The sequence below is a fragment of the Streptomyces sp. NBC_01216 genome, assembly GCF_035994945.1.
Classification (GTDB): domain Bacteria; phylum Actinomycetota; class Actinomycetes; order Streptomycetales; family Streptomycetaceae; genus Streptomyces.
Genome location: NZ_CP108677.1, coordinates 1,565,140 through 1,580,810 on the forward strand (window position 1 = coordinate 1,565,140; position 15,671 = coordinate 1,580,810).

Consider the following 15,671-nt stretch of genomic DNA (forward strand, 5'->3'; position numbering starts at 1 on the left):
GCTCCGCACGTCATGCCGCCCACGAGGTCCGTGACGGCGCCGGTCCGGAGCTCCGCGCTGGTCAGTGGCCGCCCGAGTGGTGCCCGGGAGTCGCGTCGCCCTGCCCGGGGCCGGACGACGCGGGGCCCACGATGCCGGGCGCGACGGGCCCGACCGCCGCACCCGCCGCGTAGGCACCGACGAACACCACGCCCAGCAGGAGGAGGAACCCGCACACCGCGAGCGGTGGCGGGAAGCGGGGGAACACCCTCGTACGAACCGGCCTGTGGTCCACGGCAACGGCCTCCGGTCGCGACCCGTCCCGTCGACGGGGGTACGCCAGGAGTCGGATACCGGGGAGGGGTAGTTCCCCCGACAGGGGAGTGACGTGAGTCACTCCGCCCGGAGGCGGGTCCCGGTCACGGCCCGGGGCCACACGGGGTGGACCCGGGCCGGGGCGTCACACCGCGCGGGCGCGCCGCGCCAGGGCGACGGCGACGTCGGCAACCAGGAACGCGGCCAGGGTGACGCCGAGGAGGGGCAGCGCCCAGCCGAGTGCGATCACGAGCGGGACGCCGATGACCAGCACGGGCAGCGGGAGCTGCCGCCAGGTCCCGCGCGCGGGAGCCTTGCCGACAGGTGCGGAGCGGTCCTCGCGGGTGGGGCGGCGCTGCCACCACATGCGGTAGCCCCAGAAGGTCACCGCGATCAGTCCGACGGCGATCAGGGCGAGCAGGATCTGGTTGACGATCCCGAACAGCACGCCCATGTGCCCCTGGACGCCGAGCTTGGTCAGCTTGGCGAGGACCGGGTAGTCGGCCCAGCGCACGTGCGAGGTGACCGCACCCTTGGCACCCTTGGCTACGTCCACCGCCACACGGTCGTAGTGGACCGGCCACACGTTGTCGGACTGCGCCACCACCCAGCCGCCGGCGGCGTCGACGGGCGGGGTCAGGGTGACGGTGCCACCGAGACCGGCGTTCCGAGCCGTCTCCAGCGCCTTGTCGAAGTCCGCCGGGTCCGCCCGCGGGCTCTGCCCGGACATGTCGTGTCCGGCGTGGCCGGCGTGCTCGTCGCCGCCCGCCGCCGGGGCCGGGGCGTCGGGCAGCTGAGTGTCCAGTTCCGGGGCATGGCCCTCGGCGGCGTCGAGGACCTGGCCGAAACGCTCACCGGCGTAGTGGGACCAGGTCAGACCGGTCGCGCTCAGGAAGAACAGGCCCAGGGCGAGCCACACGCCGGTCGCGGCGTGGAAACCACGGGTGCGGCGCACGCCGCGGGCGGTGCGGTCGGGCAGCAGGACGCCGCGCGCCGACCTGGCCCGCTGCCCGCGGTCGCGGCCGATCCACAGCACCAGGCCGCCGGCGACGATCACCCACAGCCAGCTCGCCGCGACCTCGGAGTAGAGCCGGCCGAACTCCCCGAGGTGCAGGTTGCGGTGCAGGTCGTCCAGCCAGGTGGTCGCCGGGGTGGAACCGAACCAGGTGGTCAGTTCTCCCTTCACCTCGGCCGTGTACGGGTCGACGAAGACGGTCCGCTGCTTCTCCCCGAGCTCCGGGAGGGACAGGACGACCCGCGTGGTGTCCTCCGGGCCCGGCGGGGTGACCACCGAGTCCAGGGCGCCCTCGGGGTGGACGGCCCGGGCGGCGACTATCTGCTCCGACAGCGGCAGGACCCGCTCGCCGGCCTTCTCCACCCGCAGCTGGTCGCCGTAGAGGAGCTGGTCGAGCTGCGGAGTGAAGGCGTAGAGGAGGCCGGTCACGGCCGCGACGAAAAGGAACGGGGCGACGAACACCCCGGCGTAGAAGTGGAGCCGGACGAGCAGGGCGCGCACGCCCTGCCGGGACCGGCCGGCGGGCGCCGCCCCGGGCGCTCCGGAGGGGTCTCTCGGTCTGGTCGTCTCGGTGGCTGAAGACATGGGTGTGCTCCAGGGGGAGGTACGGGAACCGCACCGGACGCACGGGGCGCCGCCGGTACGGGAAGGGCCGCCGGGTACGGCGGTGACGATCAGGCGTGCGTCGCCCGGGGAGGGCCGCGCCGGGAGCGGGCGCGTGCGAGCAGGGCCCCGCGCGGGGCGGGCAGGGTGTCGTCGGGCTCCGCGCCCGGCCGCTCGGGAAGGACCGGCACCGTCACCGGTACGAAAGCGCGCGGGAGCGGCGGCAGGAGCAGACGGGACAGGCGCCCCAGGACGCGCTCGCCGTGGATCAGGAACACCGCCGCGCCGAGCGCCGCGAGCGTGTGGGCCAGCGTCATGCCCGTGTCCACGGAATGCCCGGACGCCCCCGGGCCGGCCGGCATGCCGTGGTGCCCGGGGTGGCCCATGTGCTCCACGCGCTCCCCGCCGGGCGACGTCGTGGCGTCGCCGTGGCCGCCGGTCATGGCGTGGAAGACGAGGTGCAGGACGCTCTGGGCGAGGCCGAGGGTCACGACGGTGGCCGCGAAGCGGTGACGGCGCATCGCCGAGAGCGCGCCGCACACGACCGCCGGCACGGCGAAGAGCCCCGCGAGAGCGGTCGCGCCGGGCAGCCGTCCCCCCCGCCGCCACGTGCCCGGCGGCACCCAGCAGCAGGCATGCGGAGGACCCGAGCAGACCCGCCCAGGTCCGCCTCAGCCAGTTCCCGGGTCCGCGCACGGCCACAAAATAGCGCCGGCCGGACGGGGCCGGGACCGCCGCCGCGGCGATCCCCCGCCGACACGATCGCCCACAGACCGTCAGTATCTGTTCCACACAACGGAGTTGACCTCCCTGGACGGGGAGTGGCGCCCCTCGCCCCGCTGACGGGTGAGGTCCCTCACAGCGATGAGCGACACGACCCCCCTCCCTGGACCAGCTGGCTGCGGGTGCCGGACCAGGAAGTCGTCGAGTCCCGGAACCAGCGCGTCGCGCCGTCCGACTACTGCGGTGGCGGGAGGGGTGAACAGCCCCTCACTCGTGCTGCGGTGAAGGGTGTGGGATGGGCGGGTTGGACGTGCGGATGCGCGGGGTCACGTGCCGGCACGGCCGGGTGGAGGCGGTCTCGGGGGTGGACCTGGAGGTCGCCGCCGGGGACCGGGTGGCGCTGACCGGGACGAACGGCTCGGGCAAGACGACGTTGCTGCGTGCCGTGCTCGGTCTGCACCGGCAGGCGGGCGGCTCGATCCTCCTCGGCGGGCGCGGCACGCGTACGGCGGCCGAGTGGGCCTGGCGGCGGCGCTCCTGCGCCTGGATCCCGCAGAAACCGGCGGCCGGCCGGTTCCCCTTGCTCGGTGCCGAACTGCTCGCCAGCAGCACCGCGCCGGCGGAGGCCAGGGAAGCGGCCGACCGGCTCGGGGTGGGCGGGCTGGTCGAGCGGCCGCTGCACACCCTGTCGGGCGGGCAGCTCCAGCGGATGTACCTCGCGCGGGCGATCGGCTGTGTCGCCGCCGGAGCGCAGGTGCTCCTGGCGGACGAGCCGACCGCCGCGCTGGACTTCGACGGGCAGGCGGAGGCGGCGGACGTGCTGGCGTCGTTGCCGGTGACCCTGGTCGTGGTCACGCACGACCGGGCGCTCGCCGATCGGTGCGACCGGGTGCTGGAGATGGCGGCGGGCCGGCTGCGGGAGGTCCGGTGAACACCCTCGCGACCGCCGACGTCGGCGCGCTGCTCCAGCTCGTCCCGGTCCAGCGGGCCGGGCTGGCCCTGCTGCTGGCGGCCGTCGGGCTGCCCGTCATCGGCGTGATCATCGTGGGGCTGGACATCATGCCGGTCCGGTTCGCGATGATGCACGTCGCCCTGCTGGGTATCGCCGTCGGGCTCATCACGGGACTCGACCCGATGCTGTGCGCGCTGGTGGCCTGCGCCCTGGCCGGGGCGGGCGTGGCGCCCCTGGCCCGCACCCCGGACGGACTGTCCGGTGCGATGGGGCTGCTGATGAGCCTGGCCATCGCGGGAGCACTGCTGCTCCTGGCGGTGTCCGGCGTGAACGCCTCGGGCGCGTTCGCGCTGCTGTGGGGCTCGATCCTGTCCGTCGGCACACCGGATCTGGCCGTGCTCGGCGTGCTGGCCGTCGTCGTGCCGGCGCTGTTCTGGTGGCGGCGGCGGGACGTCGGCCTGTTGCTGTACGACCGGGAGCTGGCCGAGTGCTCGGGCGTCCCGGTCCGCGCCCTCACCGCCGCGCTACTGGTCCTGGTGGCCGTGGCGGTCGCCGGAGCGATCAAGCTGACCGGGGCGCTGCTCGTCGACGCGCTGACCCTGCTGCCCGCCCTGGCCGCCCGGCGGCTGGGCAGCTCACTGAAGTCGATCACCCTCTGGGCGATCGGTATCGGGGTCGCGGTGAACCTGACCGGGTTCCTGCTGGCCCTGTGGCTGGACTGGCCCCCTGGGCCCGTCCTCGTCCTGACGGCGGGGGCGGTCGTCCTCGCCGTGCACCTCGTATCCGAACGGAGAACCACCTCATGGCGCGCACCGGCGTCCGCATCCCTTCCCTCCTCGCACTGAGCGCGCTCGGCCTGGCCCTCGTCACCGGCTGCGGCGGCGACAAGGACGACACGTCCTCCCCCTCCTCGATGCCGGCCGACGGCGAGCGGAAGCCCGTGGTCGTGGTCACCACGACCTGGGAGGGCGCCTTCGCCACGGCGGCCGGCGCCGAGGACGTCAAGGTCATCGTCCCGCAGTCGGTGCACCACGCCCCCGACTACGACCCGAAGCCCTCCGACCTCGCCGCCGTCGCCAAGGCCGACTTCGTGCTGTACGCGCCCTTCGAGCCGTACGCCGCGAAGATCAAGGAGGCGGCGGGCTCGAAGGCGAAGCTGGTCGAGGTGAACCTCGACAACGACCCGGACAAGGTCAAGGCCGAGGTGGACAAGCTGGCCGCGCTGTTCGGCACCGCCGAGGCCGCGACGCGGTGGAAGACGGGTTTCGACAGCGAGTACGGCAAGCTCAACGAGGACGTCCGGGCCGCCTGGCCCGGCGGCAGGAGCCCCGTCACGGTCACCCAGGTCTTCACCACGTGGGCGGCGAAGCTGGCGGGCATCACCCCGGTCGGCACGTACGGACCGGAGGCGGTGACCCCCGCGCAGCTGGCCGGGCTCTCCGGCAAGAAGCCTGCCCTGGTCCTGGACAACGCCCACATGTCGACCGGCACCGTGCTGCCCGACTCCGGTGCCAAGCAGGTGCAGATCGTCAACTACCCGGGCGAGGACCTCGACCTGCTGGCCGTGTACCGCAACGCGGCGACCGAGATCAAGAAGGGGACGGGCGGGTCCTGACCCCGTACGCGGCGCGTGCCGTGCGGCGGCTCACTCGGGTGCGTCCCACGCCGGACGCACCCGGCTTCCGCTTCCGCACGGTCTCACCTCGCCTCGGGAATCCCACCGGTCCGGATCCGCGTCCGGCCCACCGATCGGTCCCCGTCCGGCAACCGGCCTCGGTCAGGCCGATCTGACGACGCGTGACGGTCGTCGGTGCTGGGCCCCTCGGCGGAGGGTTCCGACCCGGTCGCGCTACGCGTGAGTCGGGGCCGGCCACGCGTCCCCTCAGGTGGCCGGCCCCGACGCGTCAGCCCGCCTCGGCGAACGACGGGGTGCCCGCCGGAGCGGCGAGGCCCGTGACGCTCGTGGTGAGACGTTCCCGCAGTGCGGCCCGGTCGGGCTTGCCCGCCGCCGTGAGCGGCATGGCCTGGACGACCAGGAGCCGTTCGGGGTGCTTGCGGCGGTCCACGCCCCGGGCCGCGAGGTGCTCGCCGAGGGACTCCAGGGTGGGCGCCTCCGCCCCCCGGGGAACCACACAGGCCGCCAGCCGTTCGCCCATCAGCGGGTCGGGGACCCCGACACACACCACGTCCCGGACCCGCGGGTGCGAGGTGAGCTCGCGTTCGACCTCGGCCGGGCTGATGTTGGCGCCGCCGCGGATGACGATGTCCTTCAGCCTCCCGACCACGTGCAGAACGCCGTCGGCGTCGAGGAATCCCAGGTCGCCGGTGCGGACCCAGCCCTCGGGCGTGCGGTAGAGGGTGTCCAGGTCGGGTGCGCCGACGTAGCACAGCGGGGACATCGGGCCCCGGGAGATGATCTCGCCGACGGCGTTGTCGGCGAGCGCGTCGTGGGTGTCCGGGTCGGCGATCCGGATCTCGGTGACACGCGGGTCGGGGCGGCCGGCGACGACACCCGAGCCGTCCGTGGGCGGGACCGCGTGCGCCAGCCCGGTGTGGCAGTTGACTCCGTCGGCGGAGCCGTAGAGGTTGACGACCGGGCAGCCGAACGCCTTCGCCGCCGCGGCCGCGGTGGTCTCGTCCAGCGGGGCCCCGCCGAGCACGAGGGCGGTGGGCGCCGGGAGCTGCTCGGCGTCGGCGTCGAGGCGTTCGAGCAGCATGCGGACCATCGTCGGCACGCCCAGGACGTGGGTGGGCCGGTGCTCCCGGAGGGCCGCGAGGGCGGCGTCCGGAGTGAAGTGGTCGAGCAGGACCAGCGTGCCGCCGTGCCGGGCGAGGGTCACCGCCGTGCCGTTGGATCCGAACGCGGAGGCCAGCGGGACGAGGAAGAGGCAGCGGGGCGGTGTCCGGTCCGGCATGAGCGAGGCGAGGAAGTTGCCGCGCCCGCCGGCCAGGGCGTTGTGCGAGTACGCGATCATCTTCGGCTCGGCCTCCGAGCCGGAGGAGACCAGGATGCGGGCGGCGCTGTCGGGGTCGGGGCGGGCCGGTGCGAACGCGTCCGGGTCGCTGCGCAGCAGCCCGGCCCAGGCCACCGTGCCCTCCGGTGCCTCCCCGGGGCCGACGGCGACGACGTGACACAGCTCGGGCAGGGAACCGGCGAGGGTGCTGAGGTCGGCGGCGTGGCGGAACTCGCGGTGCTCGACGGCGGCGATGACGGCGACGGCCTGGGCGCGGCGCAGCAGGCATTCGGCTTCGAGGACGCCGCGGCCCACGGGAAAGGGCAGGGCGACGGCGCCGAGGGCGGCCAGGGCCAGGTCGGCGATGACGGCGTTGCGGTGGTCGGGGAGTTGTACGCCGACCACGTCGCCCTCGCGTATCCCGAGGTCTCTGAGGCCGGCGGCGAGACATCGGACCTTACGGTCCAGGGCGGTGTAACAGAGTTTGCCCTTGGCGTCGAGGACCGCGGTGTGGTGTGGGTCGGCGATCTGGCGGGCCCGGAAGAGGCTGTACAGGTCGAGGTCGGGGCAGGTTCCGTCGGTCGCCCAGGAGCGGCGGAGTCCGGCGGGCAGCAGGTCGTACAGGTCGACGGTCATGCGAAGCTCCAGGGGGCCGGGACGGCGGGGGCGCCGTGCGCGTCGCGGTGGATCGCGCCGGCGAATCGCGGATCGTGGTGCAGGTCGGACAGGTCTGTGGTGACGGTGGTCGCGGCCAGGCCGCGGCCGTGCAGCAGGGCCAGCGCCTCCGTGGTGGGCAGCGCGGTCAGGTCGTGGACCGCGGCGCCCCGGGCGTCGCGGTCCGCGGGAGCGATCCAGCCGTCCGCCGTGGGCAGGGGACGGCGGAAGCCGGCGGGGCGGCGTGGGTTCTCACCGCGTCCGATCCTCGCCAGCGCGGGCGCGGTCAGGGTGTCGGCCGCCCCCAGCAGGGAGGAGTCCACGCGGACTCCGTGGCCGGTGCGCTCGCGCAGCAGGAGTCCGGCCAGGACGGCCTCGGCGCCGTGCAGTCCGCCGAGTACGTCGAGCAGTGTCATCAGGGACGGTGCGGGCGGCCGGCCCTCGGGGCGCACCGCCTCGCCGACGCCGGTACGGGCCTGGACCATGAAGTCGGTGCCCATGGGGGCGTCGTCGATCCGGTCCGCCCAGCCGCCGGTGTACGCGTACACGAGGGCGGGGTTGGCCCTGGCCAGGTCCTCCGCGTCCAGGCCCAGTTCGGCTGCCTTGCCCGGGGCCCAGTTGTGGAGGAACACGTCAGCCCCGGCGGCCATGCCGGTCAGCCTGCGGCGGTCCGCCGCCGCCTTGATGTCGATCTCGACGGCCTTCTTGCCGCGGTTGAGGGCGAGCCAGCGCGCCGATACGCCCGAGGAGGTGGGCGGCATACCGCGCAGCGGGTCCCCGCCCGGCGGCTCGATCCTGATCACCTCGGCACCCAACTGGGCGAGGAGGTGGGCGGCCAGGGGCGCCTGGATGCGCCGGCCCGCCTCCAGCACGGTCAGGCCCGTCAGCGGACCGCCGTCGGCCGCCGGTCCGACGGGCCTCGCCGTGCGCACGGGCCGCTGCGACGTGTCGCCGCCGAGCGGCCGGAAGGACCACGGGGGCGCGCCGTCGGCCTCGGCATGTCGCTCCGCCAGGGTCCGCAGGACACACACCTCGGCACCCGAAAGGTCCGCGGCCCTGCGGATCTCCGCCAGCGGCCTGGCGCGCGTGACCTCGTGCAGTACCGGTGGGAAGGGCGCGCACGCCGTGGCGTAGCGGAACTGGAAGGGGCGCCATCCCGCCCGGATCGCGTCGGCGGGCGCGTCCAGGGTCCGCCAGAAGGCCGCCCACACACCCGGGTCGAGGGTCTCCAGCTCGAAGAGGACGCCCTCGGCGCAGGAGAAGGGTGGTCCTCCGGGGGCGAGTTCGGCGGCCTCGCCCTCGTCCGCGCCGGCGGCGGCCAGGTACTGGGAGACCGCGAGCAGTCCGGCCCGGTCCGCTCCGGTGCTCAGGCGGCTCGTTCCGGTGACTCCGCGAGCCTGCCCGATCAGAGCGGCGAGCAGGCCCTGGACGGTGAGCACGGCGGTGGCCGTAGCGGTGTAGTCGGCGGCCAGCCCGGCCGGGGGGCCGGTCCGACGGCCATGGACGGCCATCACGCCTGTGGCGGCCTGGACCGTGGCCTCGTCGACAAGGCCACTCCCGGGGCCGCCCCAGTACGCGGTGGCGGACACCGGGTCGAAACCGTGACCGCTCACCGTGATCCCCCCGTTCCCGACCGCGCCCGGCGCACGGTTCGCACGGGCCCCGAGCAGGTTCAGGTGCGCGGCGACGACGCCGGCGATCTCCACGGGTCCCGAGACGGTGGTGTCCATCGCGCCGAGTGGTCCAAGGGTCGCCGTGGTTGCTGGTGACGCCATGCCTCTCCTCTCCCGGCGCGCGGCGGTGGCCGGCGCCCGAGTCGTACCGAAGACGGGAACCAGGACGCCGGTGCGCCCGACCAGTTCCACAGAGAGAGTCGGACACACGTTCCCGGGAGTTCCCGGGCAGTCGAGGAGGCAACGCCGTGCAGGATCCCGCCGTGCCGGTGGACAACCCCACCCGATCCGGGCCGGCGCCGGCCGGGTTGGGCGAGCGTGTACGACAGTTCGTCGGCTCCGTGGTGGTACCGGCGGAGCCGGTGCTCGACGCCGGCGGACCGGCGGCGGCCGATGCCCTGGCCGAACTCCAGGCCCGGGCCCGCGCGGAAGGGCTCTGGGCCCTGCCGCTCCCCTCGGAACTGGGCGGCGGCGGACTGTCGTTCGCCGCGTACGCGCGGCTGGCCGAGGCCGAGGGAGCCAGCGACCACGGCCCCGCCGCCCTCGGTTCCGCTCCCCTGCTGGACGTGACCCTGCTGTCCCGGCACGCGACCGACCCGGTCCGCGACGCCTGCCTGCGCCCTCTCGTCGCGGGGACCATGCGGACCTGCTACGCCATGACGGAACCCGACACCCCCGGCACCGAACCCTGGCTGACCTCCACCACCGCCACCCGCGCACCGGACGGCGGCTGGCGCGTCAGCGGCCGCAAGTGGTTCGTCTCCGGGGCGGCCGGAGCCGACCTGGTGACCGTACTGACCAGGACCGGGGGCGCTCCGGGCGACCGGGACGGCCTATCACTGCTCCTGGTCCCGACCGACGCGCCCGGATTCCGGGTGGTGCGGGAGCTTCCCGTGCTCGGCGCGACGGGACAGTACGAGATCGAGTTCGACGGCGTCACGGTTCCGGACGGACACCTCGTGGGGCCGGAGGGCGGAGCTCTGGCCGTCGCGGGTGAGCGGCTCGCGATCGGCAGGGCGCTGCGCTGCCTGCGCTGGCTCGGCCAGGCCCAGCGGGCCTTCGACCTCATGTGCGATCGGGCCGTCACCCGCCGTGGGTCGGGCGGTGTGCCGGCCGACCACCAGCTCGTCCAGCAGCACGTGTTCGACGCGCTCCTGGCCCTGCGCACCACCCGGCCGCTGGTCCACGAGGCGGCGGCGCTGATCGCCGCCGGGCAGGACGCCCGTACGGAGGTGGGCCTGGCCAAGGTCGCCTCGGCGCGGATGCTCCAGCAGGTGGCCGACGCGGCGATCCAGGTGTTCGGAGCGGCCGGCCTGGGCCCGGACACCCCCCTGCCCGCGCTGTTCCGAGGCGGAAGGGCCGCGCGCATCCTGGACGGCCCCGACGAACTCCACGTCACCTCGGTCGCCCGCCGGGTCCTCCGCGGACACTCCGGGGGCGCCGCTACACGCGGGTGAGGTCGACCAGACCGTTCAGCGAGGCCAGGCCGAGAGCGAGGAAGAAGTCGCCCCAGACCAGTTCGTGGCACTCGGCCAGGCCCCGGCCGGCGTCGTAGCATCCGTCCAGCAGCATGCCCGCGGGGCGGCCGGACTTCCCGTACGTGAGGTGGCCGGCGGCCAGGGTGCTCAGCGTGACGACCCCCCGGTAGGAGCAGGCGTGTGCCCAGTCCTCGGACACACGGGCGAGTTTGAGGAGAGCGACCGCGGTGATCGCCGCCGCCGAGGTGTCCAGGGGGCCGCGCGGGGCCGTGGTGTCGTCCGGGAGCACGAAAGGACCGGACAGGGCTCCCTCCAGCGAGAGCAGGTGCCGGGCCGCCGCTGTCAGTCGGCCGCGGTCATGGGCGGCGACCTCGGGAAGGAGCAGGGCCTCCGCGACCGCGAGGAGCAGCCAGGCCCGGCCTCGGCTCCACCCGGGCCCAGGCTCCTCGCACGGTTGCCAGCCCGCCCCCGTCCCCTCGAACCTCCAGGCGGGGAGCGGTTCCCCGTCGGCTCCGAGGCACAGGTCCAGGTGCTGGTGCAGGTGCCCGGCCGCGGCCGCGGGCGCGACCGTCGCCAGCAGGGGCACGGTCCCGGGCACGCCGTCGGCACGGGCCTGCAGCCGAGGGCCGCCGAAGGCGTCCCCCCAGGGGACGACGCCGAGTTCGGGGTGGCGGGCCGCGAGAACGGCACGCGCGGCACGCTCCTGAAGCGCGGCCGCCTCCGAGTCACCGTCGGCGAGGGCGGTCGGGTACCAGAGGATCAGGCCCCGGGTGACCGTGTCCGCGTCGGCCCAGGGTGCCAGAGCCGCCGTACGACTGGCAGCCGCACGCCGATCGGCCGCCGATCCGCTGTAGCGTGCCCGCAGCCACAGCAGCCCGGCCCAGAAGCCGCCGGTCCAGGACCCGCGGCCGGTCGTCTTCCAGACCCCGTCCCGGGGATCCGCGTACAGCGGGAACCGCTCCCCGACCTGGGACTCGGTCGTGGTGACACGCTCCATCACGGCGGCCAGGGCCCGGTCCGCCCAGTCGCCCGCCACGCCGCTCACGGGGCCGACACCCGCCGGTCGCGGCGAGACCACACGTACGCGACGGCCACGGCGGCCGTGAACTCGGCGGCACGCCGGCCGAGATCCGCGGCGAGCCCGGCCGACGGAAGTCCCGCCGCGAACGCCCCGAGTTGCACGCCCGACTGCTTCGTTCCGGTCACCGCACCGCGCCGTTCGGGGGCCACGGCTGCCAGGACGGCCGTGTCGGTGGCCGGGGCGGCGAGCGCCTGCGGGACGCCGCTCAGAGCCACCGCGCCCAGCAGGAGCCCGGCACCGGGGGCGGCACCGGTCAGGGCCAAGGCGACGGCCGAGGCCACCAGCAGCAGCGAGCGCCGTGGACCGGTCCGGTCCACGATCCGCCCCCCGACCGGGGAGAGGAGGGCGGCGGTGCCGAAGCCGACGGTCGTGGTCAGGCCGAGCACCGTAGGAAAGACGTCCAGGTCGTCCACCGGGCGCGGGCCGAGCGCTCCCAGCAGGAACAACTGGAGCATGGAGACCGCCATCACGCAGGTGAGCAGGGCCGTGAGTCGCGGATTCGCCCGCCCGGCCTGGCGCCCGCTTCCGTCCCTTGTGACACCACAGATCTCGTCTCCGTCTCTCGCGGTGCGGTGGGGTGGTGCGGACCGGTCGTGTGTCACGCGAGCGTGAGGAAGAGCTTCTCCAGTTCCTGCTCGGTCATGGGGGGTGCGCCTTCCTCGCTCTCGGCGAGGCACTGGCGCATCCCGCTCGCGACGATCTTGAATCCGGCCCGGTCGAGGGCGCGGGACACGGCGGCGAGCTGCGTGACGACATCCTTGCAGTCGCGGCCGGCCTCAATCATGGCGATGACGCCCGCGAGCTGCCCTTGAGCGCGCCGCAGCCGGTTGAGGATCGCGGTCGCCGCCTCTTCTTCCACCTTCACCGGGTTCCTCCCTCTCACCGACCATCGACTCAAGAATACCCCGCTGGGTATAACGCTAGCGGTGTGCGGCCGATTCCCGGGAGCCTACCTGGGGCGGGTCCATCGAACCGCCGCCACCGAGGATGCCCAGACTGACGCCGATCAGGACGGACGCCACGAGGACGAGCGTGATCACGAGCGGTCCCGCAGGGAGGCGATGACGGTGCGGATGTCGGTGCGCGGGCCGCGGTTGTAGGGCAGCTTGGCCAGCATCATGCCCATGGCACAGGTGTTGCCGAGCGCGGCGAACGTCAGCCCGGCGCCGATCGCGGTGCCGATCAGGTGCGCTCCGGGCACGAACACGCCCAAGACGCCGGTGACGAGCACGATCGATCCGGCAATCAGGCGGACCTGGCGCTCCAGGTCCCAGCGCGCCTCGCCCCGGTTGACGGGAGCGCCGGCGGCCTCCCAGGCCATCATGCCGCCGTCCAGGACGCGCAGGTTCGACAGACCGGCCTCGGCAAGGGCCTGCTCGGCCTGGGCAGCGCGGGCACCGGAACGACAGACAAGGACGACGTCCTCGCCGAGGTGGGTCAGGAGTTCGGCGCGGTGCTCACGCAGGGTGTCCAACGGGACGTTGTAGGAACCGGGGATGTGGACCGTCCGGAACTCGCCCGGGGTCCGCACGTCCAGCACGCGGGGACCGCGCCCGCTGTCGATCAGCCGCTGAAGGGCGGTGGGGGTGAGGCCGGCGATACGGGAGGCGTCGGTCGTCATGAGAACTCCGTCGTGGTGAGGTGACTCCGCAGAGAAATACGGAGCGGGGTATATGTGAGGTCAGGGTCGGGGGCCGGCGCCCACGCCAGGAGGGCCCGTCAGGGCAGAGGGTCTCCCCGTAGGGGCGCCGGCGGTTCGTCGCGGCCGAGAGGGCCCGGCCTGTGATGACGGCAGCCGGTCAGACGGTCGCGGGGGTGTTCAGTGGCGACCAGGCGGCGTAGCCGCCGAGGATGTCCGAGACGTCGGTGAAGCCGTGGTGGCGCAGCAGGCTCGCGGCGATCGAGGAGCGGTGGCCGCCCGCGCAGTGCAGGACCAGGGGCCGGTCGCGGGGAACCTCGTCTAGGCGGCGGGGCAGCTCGCCGAGCGCGATGTGCAGAGCGCCGTCGATGAAACCGTTGTCTCCGCGCTCGCCGCAGTTGCGGACGTCGATGACGACCGGCGGGTTGTCGCCCGCCAGCGCGGCACGGACCTGGGCGGCGGTGAGGCGGCCGGCCGGGGTGACCTCGTCGGCCAGGGCGGTCAGGGCGTCATCCGGAGAGCGTAGGTATCCGGCCACGCGGTCGAAGCCGATCCGGGCCAGGCGCGTGACGATCTCCTCCTCGCGATTCTGCGGGGCGACGACCAGCAGGTCGGCGTCGGCGGGCAGGACGGTGCCGGCCTGCTCGGCGAAGCGGCCGTCGGCCGGCACGTTCACCGAGCCGCGCAGGTGTCCGGCGGCGAACTCCTGCGGGTCACGAGCGTCGACCACCACGGCGCCGGAGGCGCGGAGGCCGGTGAAGTCCTCGACACTCAGCGGCCTCGGTGCGGCGGCCGGATCGAACAGCGGTCGCTCACTGCGGTTCAGGATCGCGTCGTAGACGAAGTAGCCGGGAGCAGCGGACTGACCGGCGGTCACGATCGCCACGAAGCCCTCCCGCGACATGGGCGCGCAGGCGTAGTTGGTGGCACGCTGCTCGCCGACGGTGGACTGCTTCTCCGTCGAAAGGTTCTTGCCGCAGGCGGATCCGGCGCCGTGCGCGGGGAAGATCCGCACCTCGTCCGGCAGGCCCATCAGCTTGTTCTGGACACTGTCGTAGAGCATGGCGCCGAGTTCCTCGGCGGTGACACCGACGGAGGCGAGCAGGTCGGGGCGGCCCACGTCGCCGATGAAGAGCGCGTCGCCGGTAAGCACGCCGTACGGGACGGTGTCCTGGCCGTGCTCGTGGACCAGCACGCTGATCGATTCCGGGGTGTGCCCGGGGGTCTCCATGATCTCCAGGGTGACGTCGCCGAGGCTGATCGTCTCGCCGTCGGCGAGCTTGCGGATCGGGTACTCCGTCTCGGCGCGCCGGCCGTAGCCGATCCAGGCGCCGGTCTCGGCCGCCATCTCGAGGTGTCCGGCGACGAAGTCCGCGTGGAAGTGAGTGTTGATGACGCCGACCACGGTGAAGCCGCGAGCCTCGGCATCCGCCAGGTACTCCGAGACGTCCCGGCGGGGGTCGACGACCACCGCCTTGCCGGTGGTCTCGTCGGCGATCATGTACGACGCCTGCGAGAGGCAGTCGAGGTAGTACTGGGCGAAGAACACGGAAACCTCCGTAGGCGATGACTCAGATACCCTGGGGGGTACCCGAGAGGTCAAAAGGTGGCCCGCCCCCCGGAGGGGCGGGCCCGCGTGAACGGGGGAGGGTCAGACCACCCCGGGGGCGGACCCCGTCACGACCGGGCGGCCCGTGCCGGCCCAGCCCCGGGTCCCACCGGCGACGGAAAGGGCATCCACCCCGACGGCGGCAAGGCGGTCCGCGGCCCACTGACTGCGGTTGCCGCTCGCGCGGATCACGTACACCGTTCGCCCCTTGAGTACGCGGGGCAGCGCGGCGGCCAGTGCGGACAGCGGGGCGAGGTGCGCACCAGGCACATGCTCCATCCGGTACTCCTCAGGCTCCCGCACGTCGAGAACCACGGCGCCGGCAGTCCAGGCCGCGGCGAAGGTCTCCAGATCCACTTCACGAGCCATGAGCGAGATTCACCTCCAGATACCCCCCTGGGTATTAGGTCTTCGACGGTAAGCACCTCCCGCCGGCGCTGTCAAATACCCCCCTAGGTATCTATTGGTCAATGGAACCGCGGGAACTCGGAACAATCCCGCCCTTACGTCCGTTGAAGCTCCCATATACCCCACCGGGTATACAGGAGGAGAGTGGAACCCATGCCGACCGTCGAGTTGACCAAGGAAAACTTCGAGGAGACCGTCACGGGCTCTGAGATCGTGCTGATCGACTTCTGGGCAGGATGGTGCGGACCCTGCCGCATGTTCGGCCCCGTCTACGAGCGGGCGGCCGAGCGCCACCCGGACATCGTCTTCGGCAAGGTCGACACCGAGGCACAGCCAGAACTCGCCGGCGCCTTCCGGATCTCATCCATCCCCACCCTGATGGCCGTCCGCGACCGGACCGTTCTCTACGCACAGCCCGGCGCACTGCCGCCACAGGCCCTGGAGGAACTGATCACCAGGATTCGGTCCACCGCCATGGACGACGTCCACCGGCAGGCCGCCACCCGCACGGCCGAGCGAAACTGACGCCCGGAGCGTCATCCCGAGGTCAGCCCGAAGGACCGAACTGTCTCTCAACGCCTGTCGTCC

General features: G+C 73.7%; 16 protein-coding genes. 5 read left to right on the plus strand and 11 right to left on the minus strand.

The features are described from left to right. Positions 1-61 precede the first annotated feature (61 nt). The 3 genes from OG393_RS06580 to OG393_RS06590 all read right to left on the minus strand — a co-directional run bounded on the left by OG393_RS06580 (position 62) and on the right by OG393_RS06590 (position 2,535). Positions 62-274 (minus strand): hypothetical protein, encoded by a 213-nt coding sequence (locus OG393_RS06580; RefSeq protein ID WP_327373681.1) that lies wholly within the window; start codon positions 272-274, stop codon positions 62-64. A 165-nt stretch (positions 275-439) separates the two neighbouring features. Then, a complete protein-coding gene (locus OG393_RS06585) occupies positions 440-1,894 on the minus strand; it encodes a PepSY-associated TM helix domain-containing protein (RefSeq protein ID WP_327373682.1) in 1,455 nt (484 codons plus the stop codon). A gap of 89 nt (positions 1,895-1,983) precedes the next feature. Next, positions 1,984-2,535, minus strand: coding sequence for a hypothetical protein (locus OG393_RS06590; RefSeq protein WP_327373683.1), 552 nt, complete (start codon positions 2,533-2,535; stop codon positions 1,984-1,986). A 395-nt stretch (positions 2,536-2,930) separates the two neighbouring features. On the opposite strand from OG393_RS06590, the gene OG393_RS06595 reads away from it, so the two are divergent. Genes OG393_RS06595 through OG393_RS06605 form a run of 3 tightly spaced genes read left to right on the plus strand, consistent with a single transcriptional unit; the run spans position 2,931 to position 5,202 of the window. Continuing rightward, on the plus strand, positions 2,931-3,566 hold the full coding sequence (locus OG393_RS06595) for a metal ABC transporter ATP-binding protein (RefSeq protein ID WP_327373684.1): 636 nt from the start codon (positions 2,931-2,933) through the stop codon (positions 3,564-3,566). Then, positions 3,563-4,432 (plus strand): metal ABC transporter permease, encoded by an 870-nt coding sequence (locus OG393_RS06600; protein WP_327373685.1) that lies wholly within the window; start codon positions 3,563-3,565, stop codon positions 4,430-4,432. Before OG393_RS06595 ends, OG393_RS06600 begins: the two co-directional genes overlap by 4 nt. After that, on the plus strand, positions 4,390-5,202 hold the full coding sequence (locus OG393_RS06605) for a metal ABC transporter solute-binding protein, Zn/Mn family (protein WP_327373686.1): 813 nt from the start codon (positions 4,390-4,392) through the stop codon (positions 5,200-5,202). Before OG393_RS06600 ends, OG393_RS06605 begins: the two co-directional genes overlap by 43 nt. Before the next feature lie 289 nt (positions 5,203-5,491). On the opposite strand, the gene OG393_RS06610 is transcribed toward OG393_RS06605, so the two are convergent. Further along, positions 5,492-7,177, minus strand: a complete 1,686-nt coding sequence (locus OG393_RS06610) for a class I adenylate-forming enzyme family protein (protein WP_327373687.1) — start codon at positions 7,175-7,177, stop codon at positions 5,492-5,494. Continuing rightward, the gene (locus OG393_RS06615; RefSeq protein WP_327373688.1) at positions 7,174-8,970 is read right to left on the minus strand and encodes a CoA transferase; all 1,797 of its coding nucleotides are present in this window, start codon (positions 8,968-8,970) and stop codon (positions 7,174-7,176) included. The genes OG393_RS06610 and OG393_RS06615 overlap by 4 nt, the downstream gene beginning before the upstream one ends. Before the next feature lie 146 nt (positions 8,971-9,116). On the opposite strand from OG393_RS06615, the gene OG393_RS06620 reads away from it, so the two are divergent. Next, a complete protein-coding gene (locus tag OG393_RS06620; protein ID WP_327373690.1) occupies positions 9,117-10,325 on the plus strand; it encodes an acyl-CoA dehydrogenase family protein in 1,209 nt (402 codons plus the stop codon). Here the strand turns inward: OG393_RS06620 and OG393_RS06625 are convergent. From OG393_RS06625 to OG393_RS06650, 6 genes are all read right to left on the minus strand, one after another. Then, on the minus strand, positions 10,312-11,391 hold the full coding sequence (locus OG393_RS06625) for a sugar ABC transporter permease (protein ID WP_327373691.1): 1,080 nt from the start codon (positions 11,389-11,391) through the stop codon (positions 10,312-10,314). The two genes, OG393_RS06620 and OG393_RS06625, sit on opposite strands and share 14 nt — an antisense overlap. Next, complete coding sequence (locus tag OG393_RS06630; RefSeq protein WP_442817269.1) at positions 11,388-11,882, minus strand: MFS transporter; 495 nt, start codon at positions 11,880-11,882, stop codon at positions 11,388-11,390. The genes OG393_RS06625 and OG393_RS06630 overlap by 4 nt, the downstream gene beginning before the upstream one ends. 143 nt (positions 11,883-12,025) lie before the next feature. After that, positions 12,026-12,292, minus strand: coding sequence for a metal-sensitive transcriptional regulator (locus OG393_RS06635; protein ID WP_327373692.1), 267 nt, complete (start codon positions 12,290-12,292; stop codon positions 12,026-12,028). Positions 12,293-12,463: 171 nt separating this feature from the next. Continuing rightward, entirely contained in the window at positions 12,464-13,048 is a 585-nt protein-coding gene (locus OG393_RS06640; RefSeq protein WP_327373693.1) for a rhodanese-like domain-containing protein, read from the minus strand. A 178-nt stretch (positions 13,049-13,226) separates the two neighbouring features. Next, positions 13,227-14,615 carry an MBL fold metallo-hydrolase gene (locus OG393_RS06645; RefSeq protein WP_327373694.1) on the minus strand — a complete coding sequence of 463 codons (1,389 nt, stop codon included), beginning with the start codon at positions 14,613-14,615 and terminating at the stop codon, positions 13,227-13,229. Between the two features lie 102 nt (positions 14,616-14,717). Further along, a complete protein-coding gene (locus OG393_RS06650) occupies positions 14,718-15,044 on the minus strand; it encodes a rhodanese-like domain-containing protein (protein WP_327373695.1) in 327 nt (108 codons plus the stop codon). 192 nt (positions 15,045-15,236) lie between these two features. On the opposite strand from OG393_RS06650, the gene trxA reads away from it, so the two are divergent. After that, positions 15,237-15,608: a thioredoxin gene (gene trxA / locus OG393_RS06655; RefSeq protein WP_327373696.1), complete on the plus strand. Its 372-nt coding sequence runs from the start codon at positions 15,237-15,239 to the stop codon at positions 15,606-15,608. The last annotated feature ends 63 nt before the right edge of the window (positions 15,609-15,671 follow it).

What these genes read in the sequence shown, in the direction of transcription:
- OG393_RS06585 (WP_327373682.1), bottom strand. Translation starts at nt 1,894, where the DNA reads ATGTCTTCAGCCACCGAGACGACCAGACCGAGAGACCCCTCCGGAGCG.
- OG393_RS06595 (WP_327373684.1), top strand. Translation starts at nt 2,931, where the DNA reads ATGGGCGGGTTGGACGTGCGGATGCGCGGGGTCACGTGCCGGCACGGC.
- OG393_RS06605 (WP_327373686.1), top strand. Translation starts at nt 4,390, where the DNA reads ATGGCGCGCACCGGCGTCCGCATCCCTTCCCTCCTCGCACTGAGCGCG.
- OG393_RS06610 (WP_327373687.1), bottom strand. Translation starts at nt 7,177, where the DNA reads ATGACCGTCGACCTGTACGACCTGCTGCCCGCCGGACTCCGCCGCTCC.
- OG393_RS06615 (WP_327373688.1), bottom strand. Translation starts at nt 8,970, where the DNA reads ATGGCGTCACCAGCAACCACGGCGACCCTTGGACCACTCGGCGCGATG.
- OG393_RS06630 (WP_442817269.1), bottom strand. Translation starts at nt 11,882, where the DNA reads ATGCTCCAGTTGTTCCTGCTGGGAGCGCTCGGCCCGCGCCCGGTGGAC.
- OG393_RS06640 (WP_327373693.1), bottom strand. Translation starts at nt 13,048, where the DNA reads ATGACGACCGACGCCTCCCGTATCGCCGGCCTCACCCCCACCGCCCTT.
- OG393_RS06650 (WP_327373695.1), bottom strand. Translation starts at nt 15,044, where the DNA reads ATGGCTCGTGAAGTGGATCTGGAGACCTTCGCCGCGGCCTGGACTGCC.
- trxA (WP_327373696.1), top strand. Translation starts at nt 15,237, where the DNA reads ATGCCGACCGTCGAGTTGACCAAGGAAAACTTCGAGGAGACCGTCACG.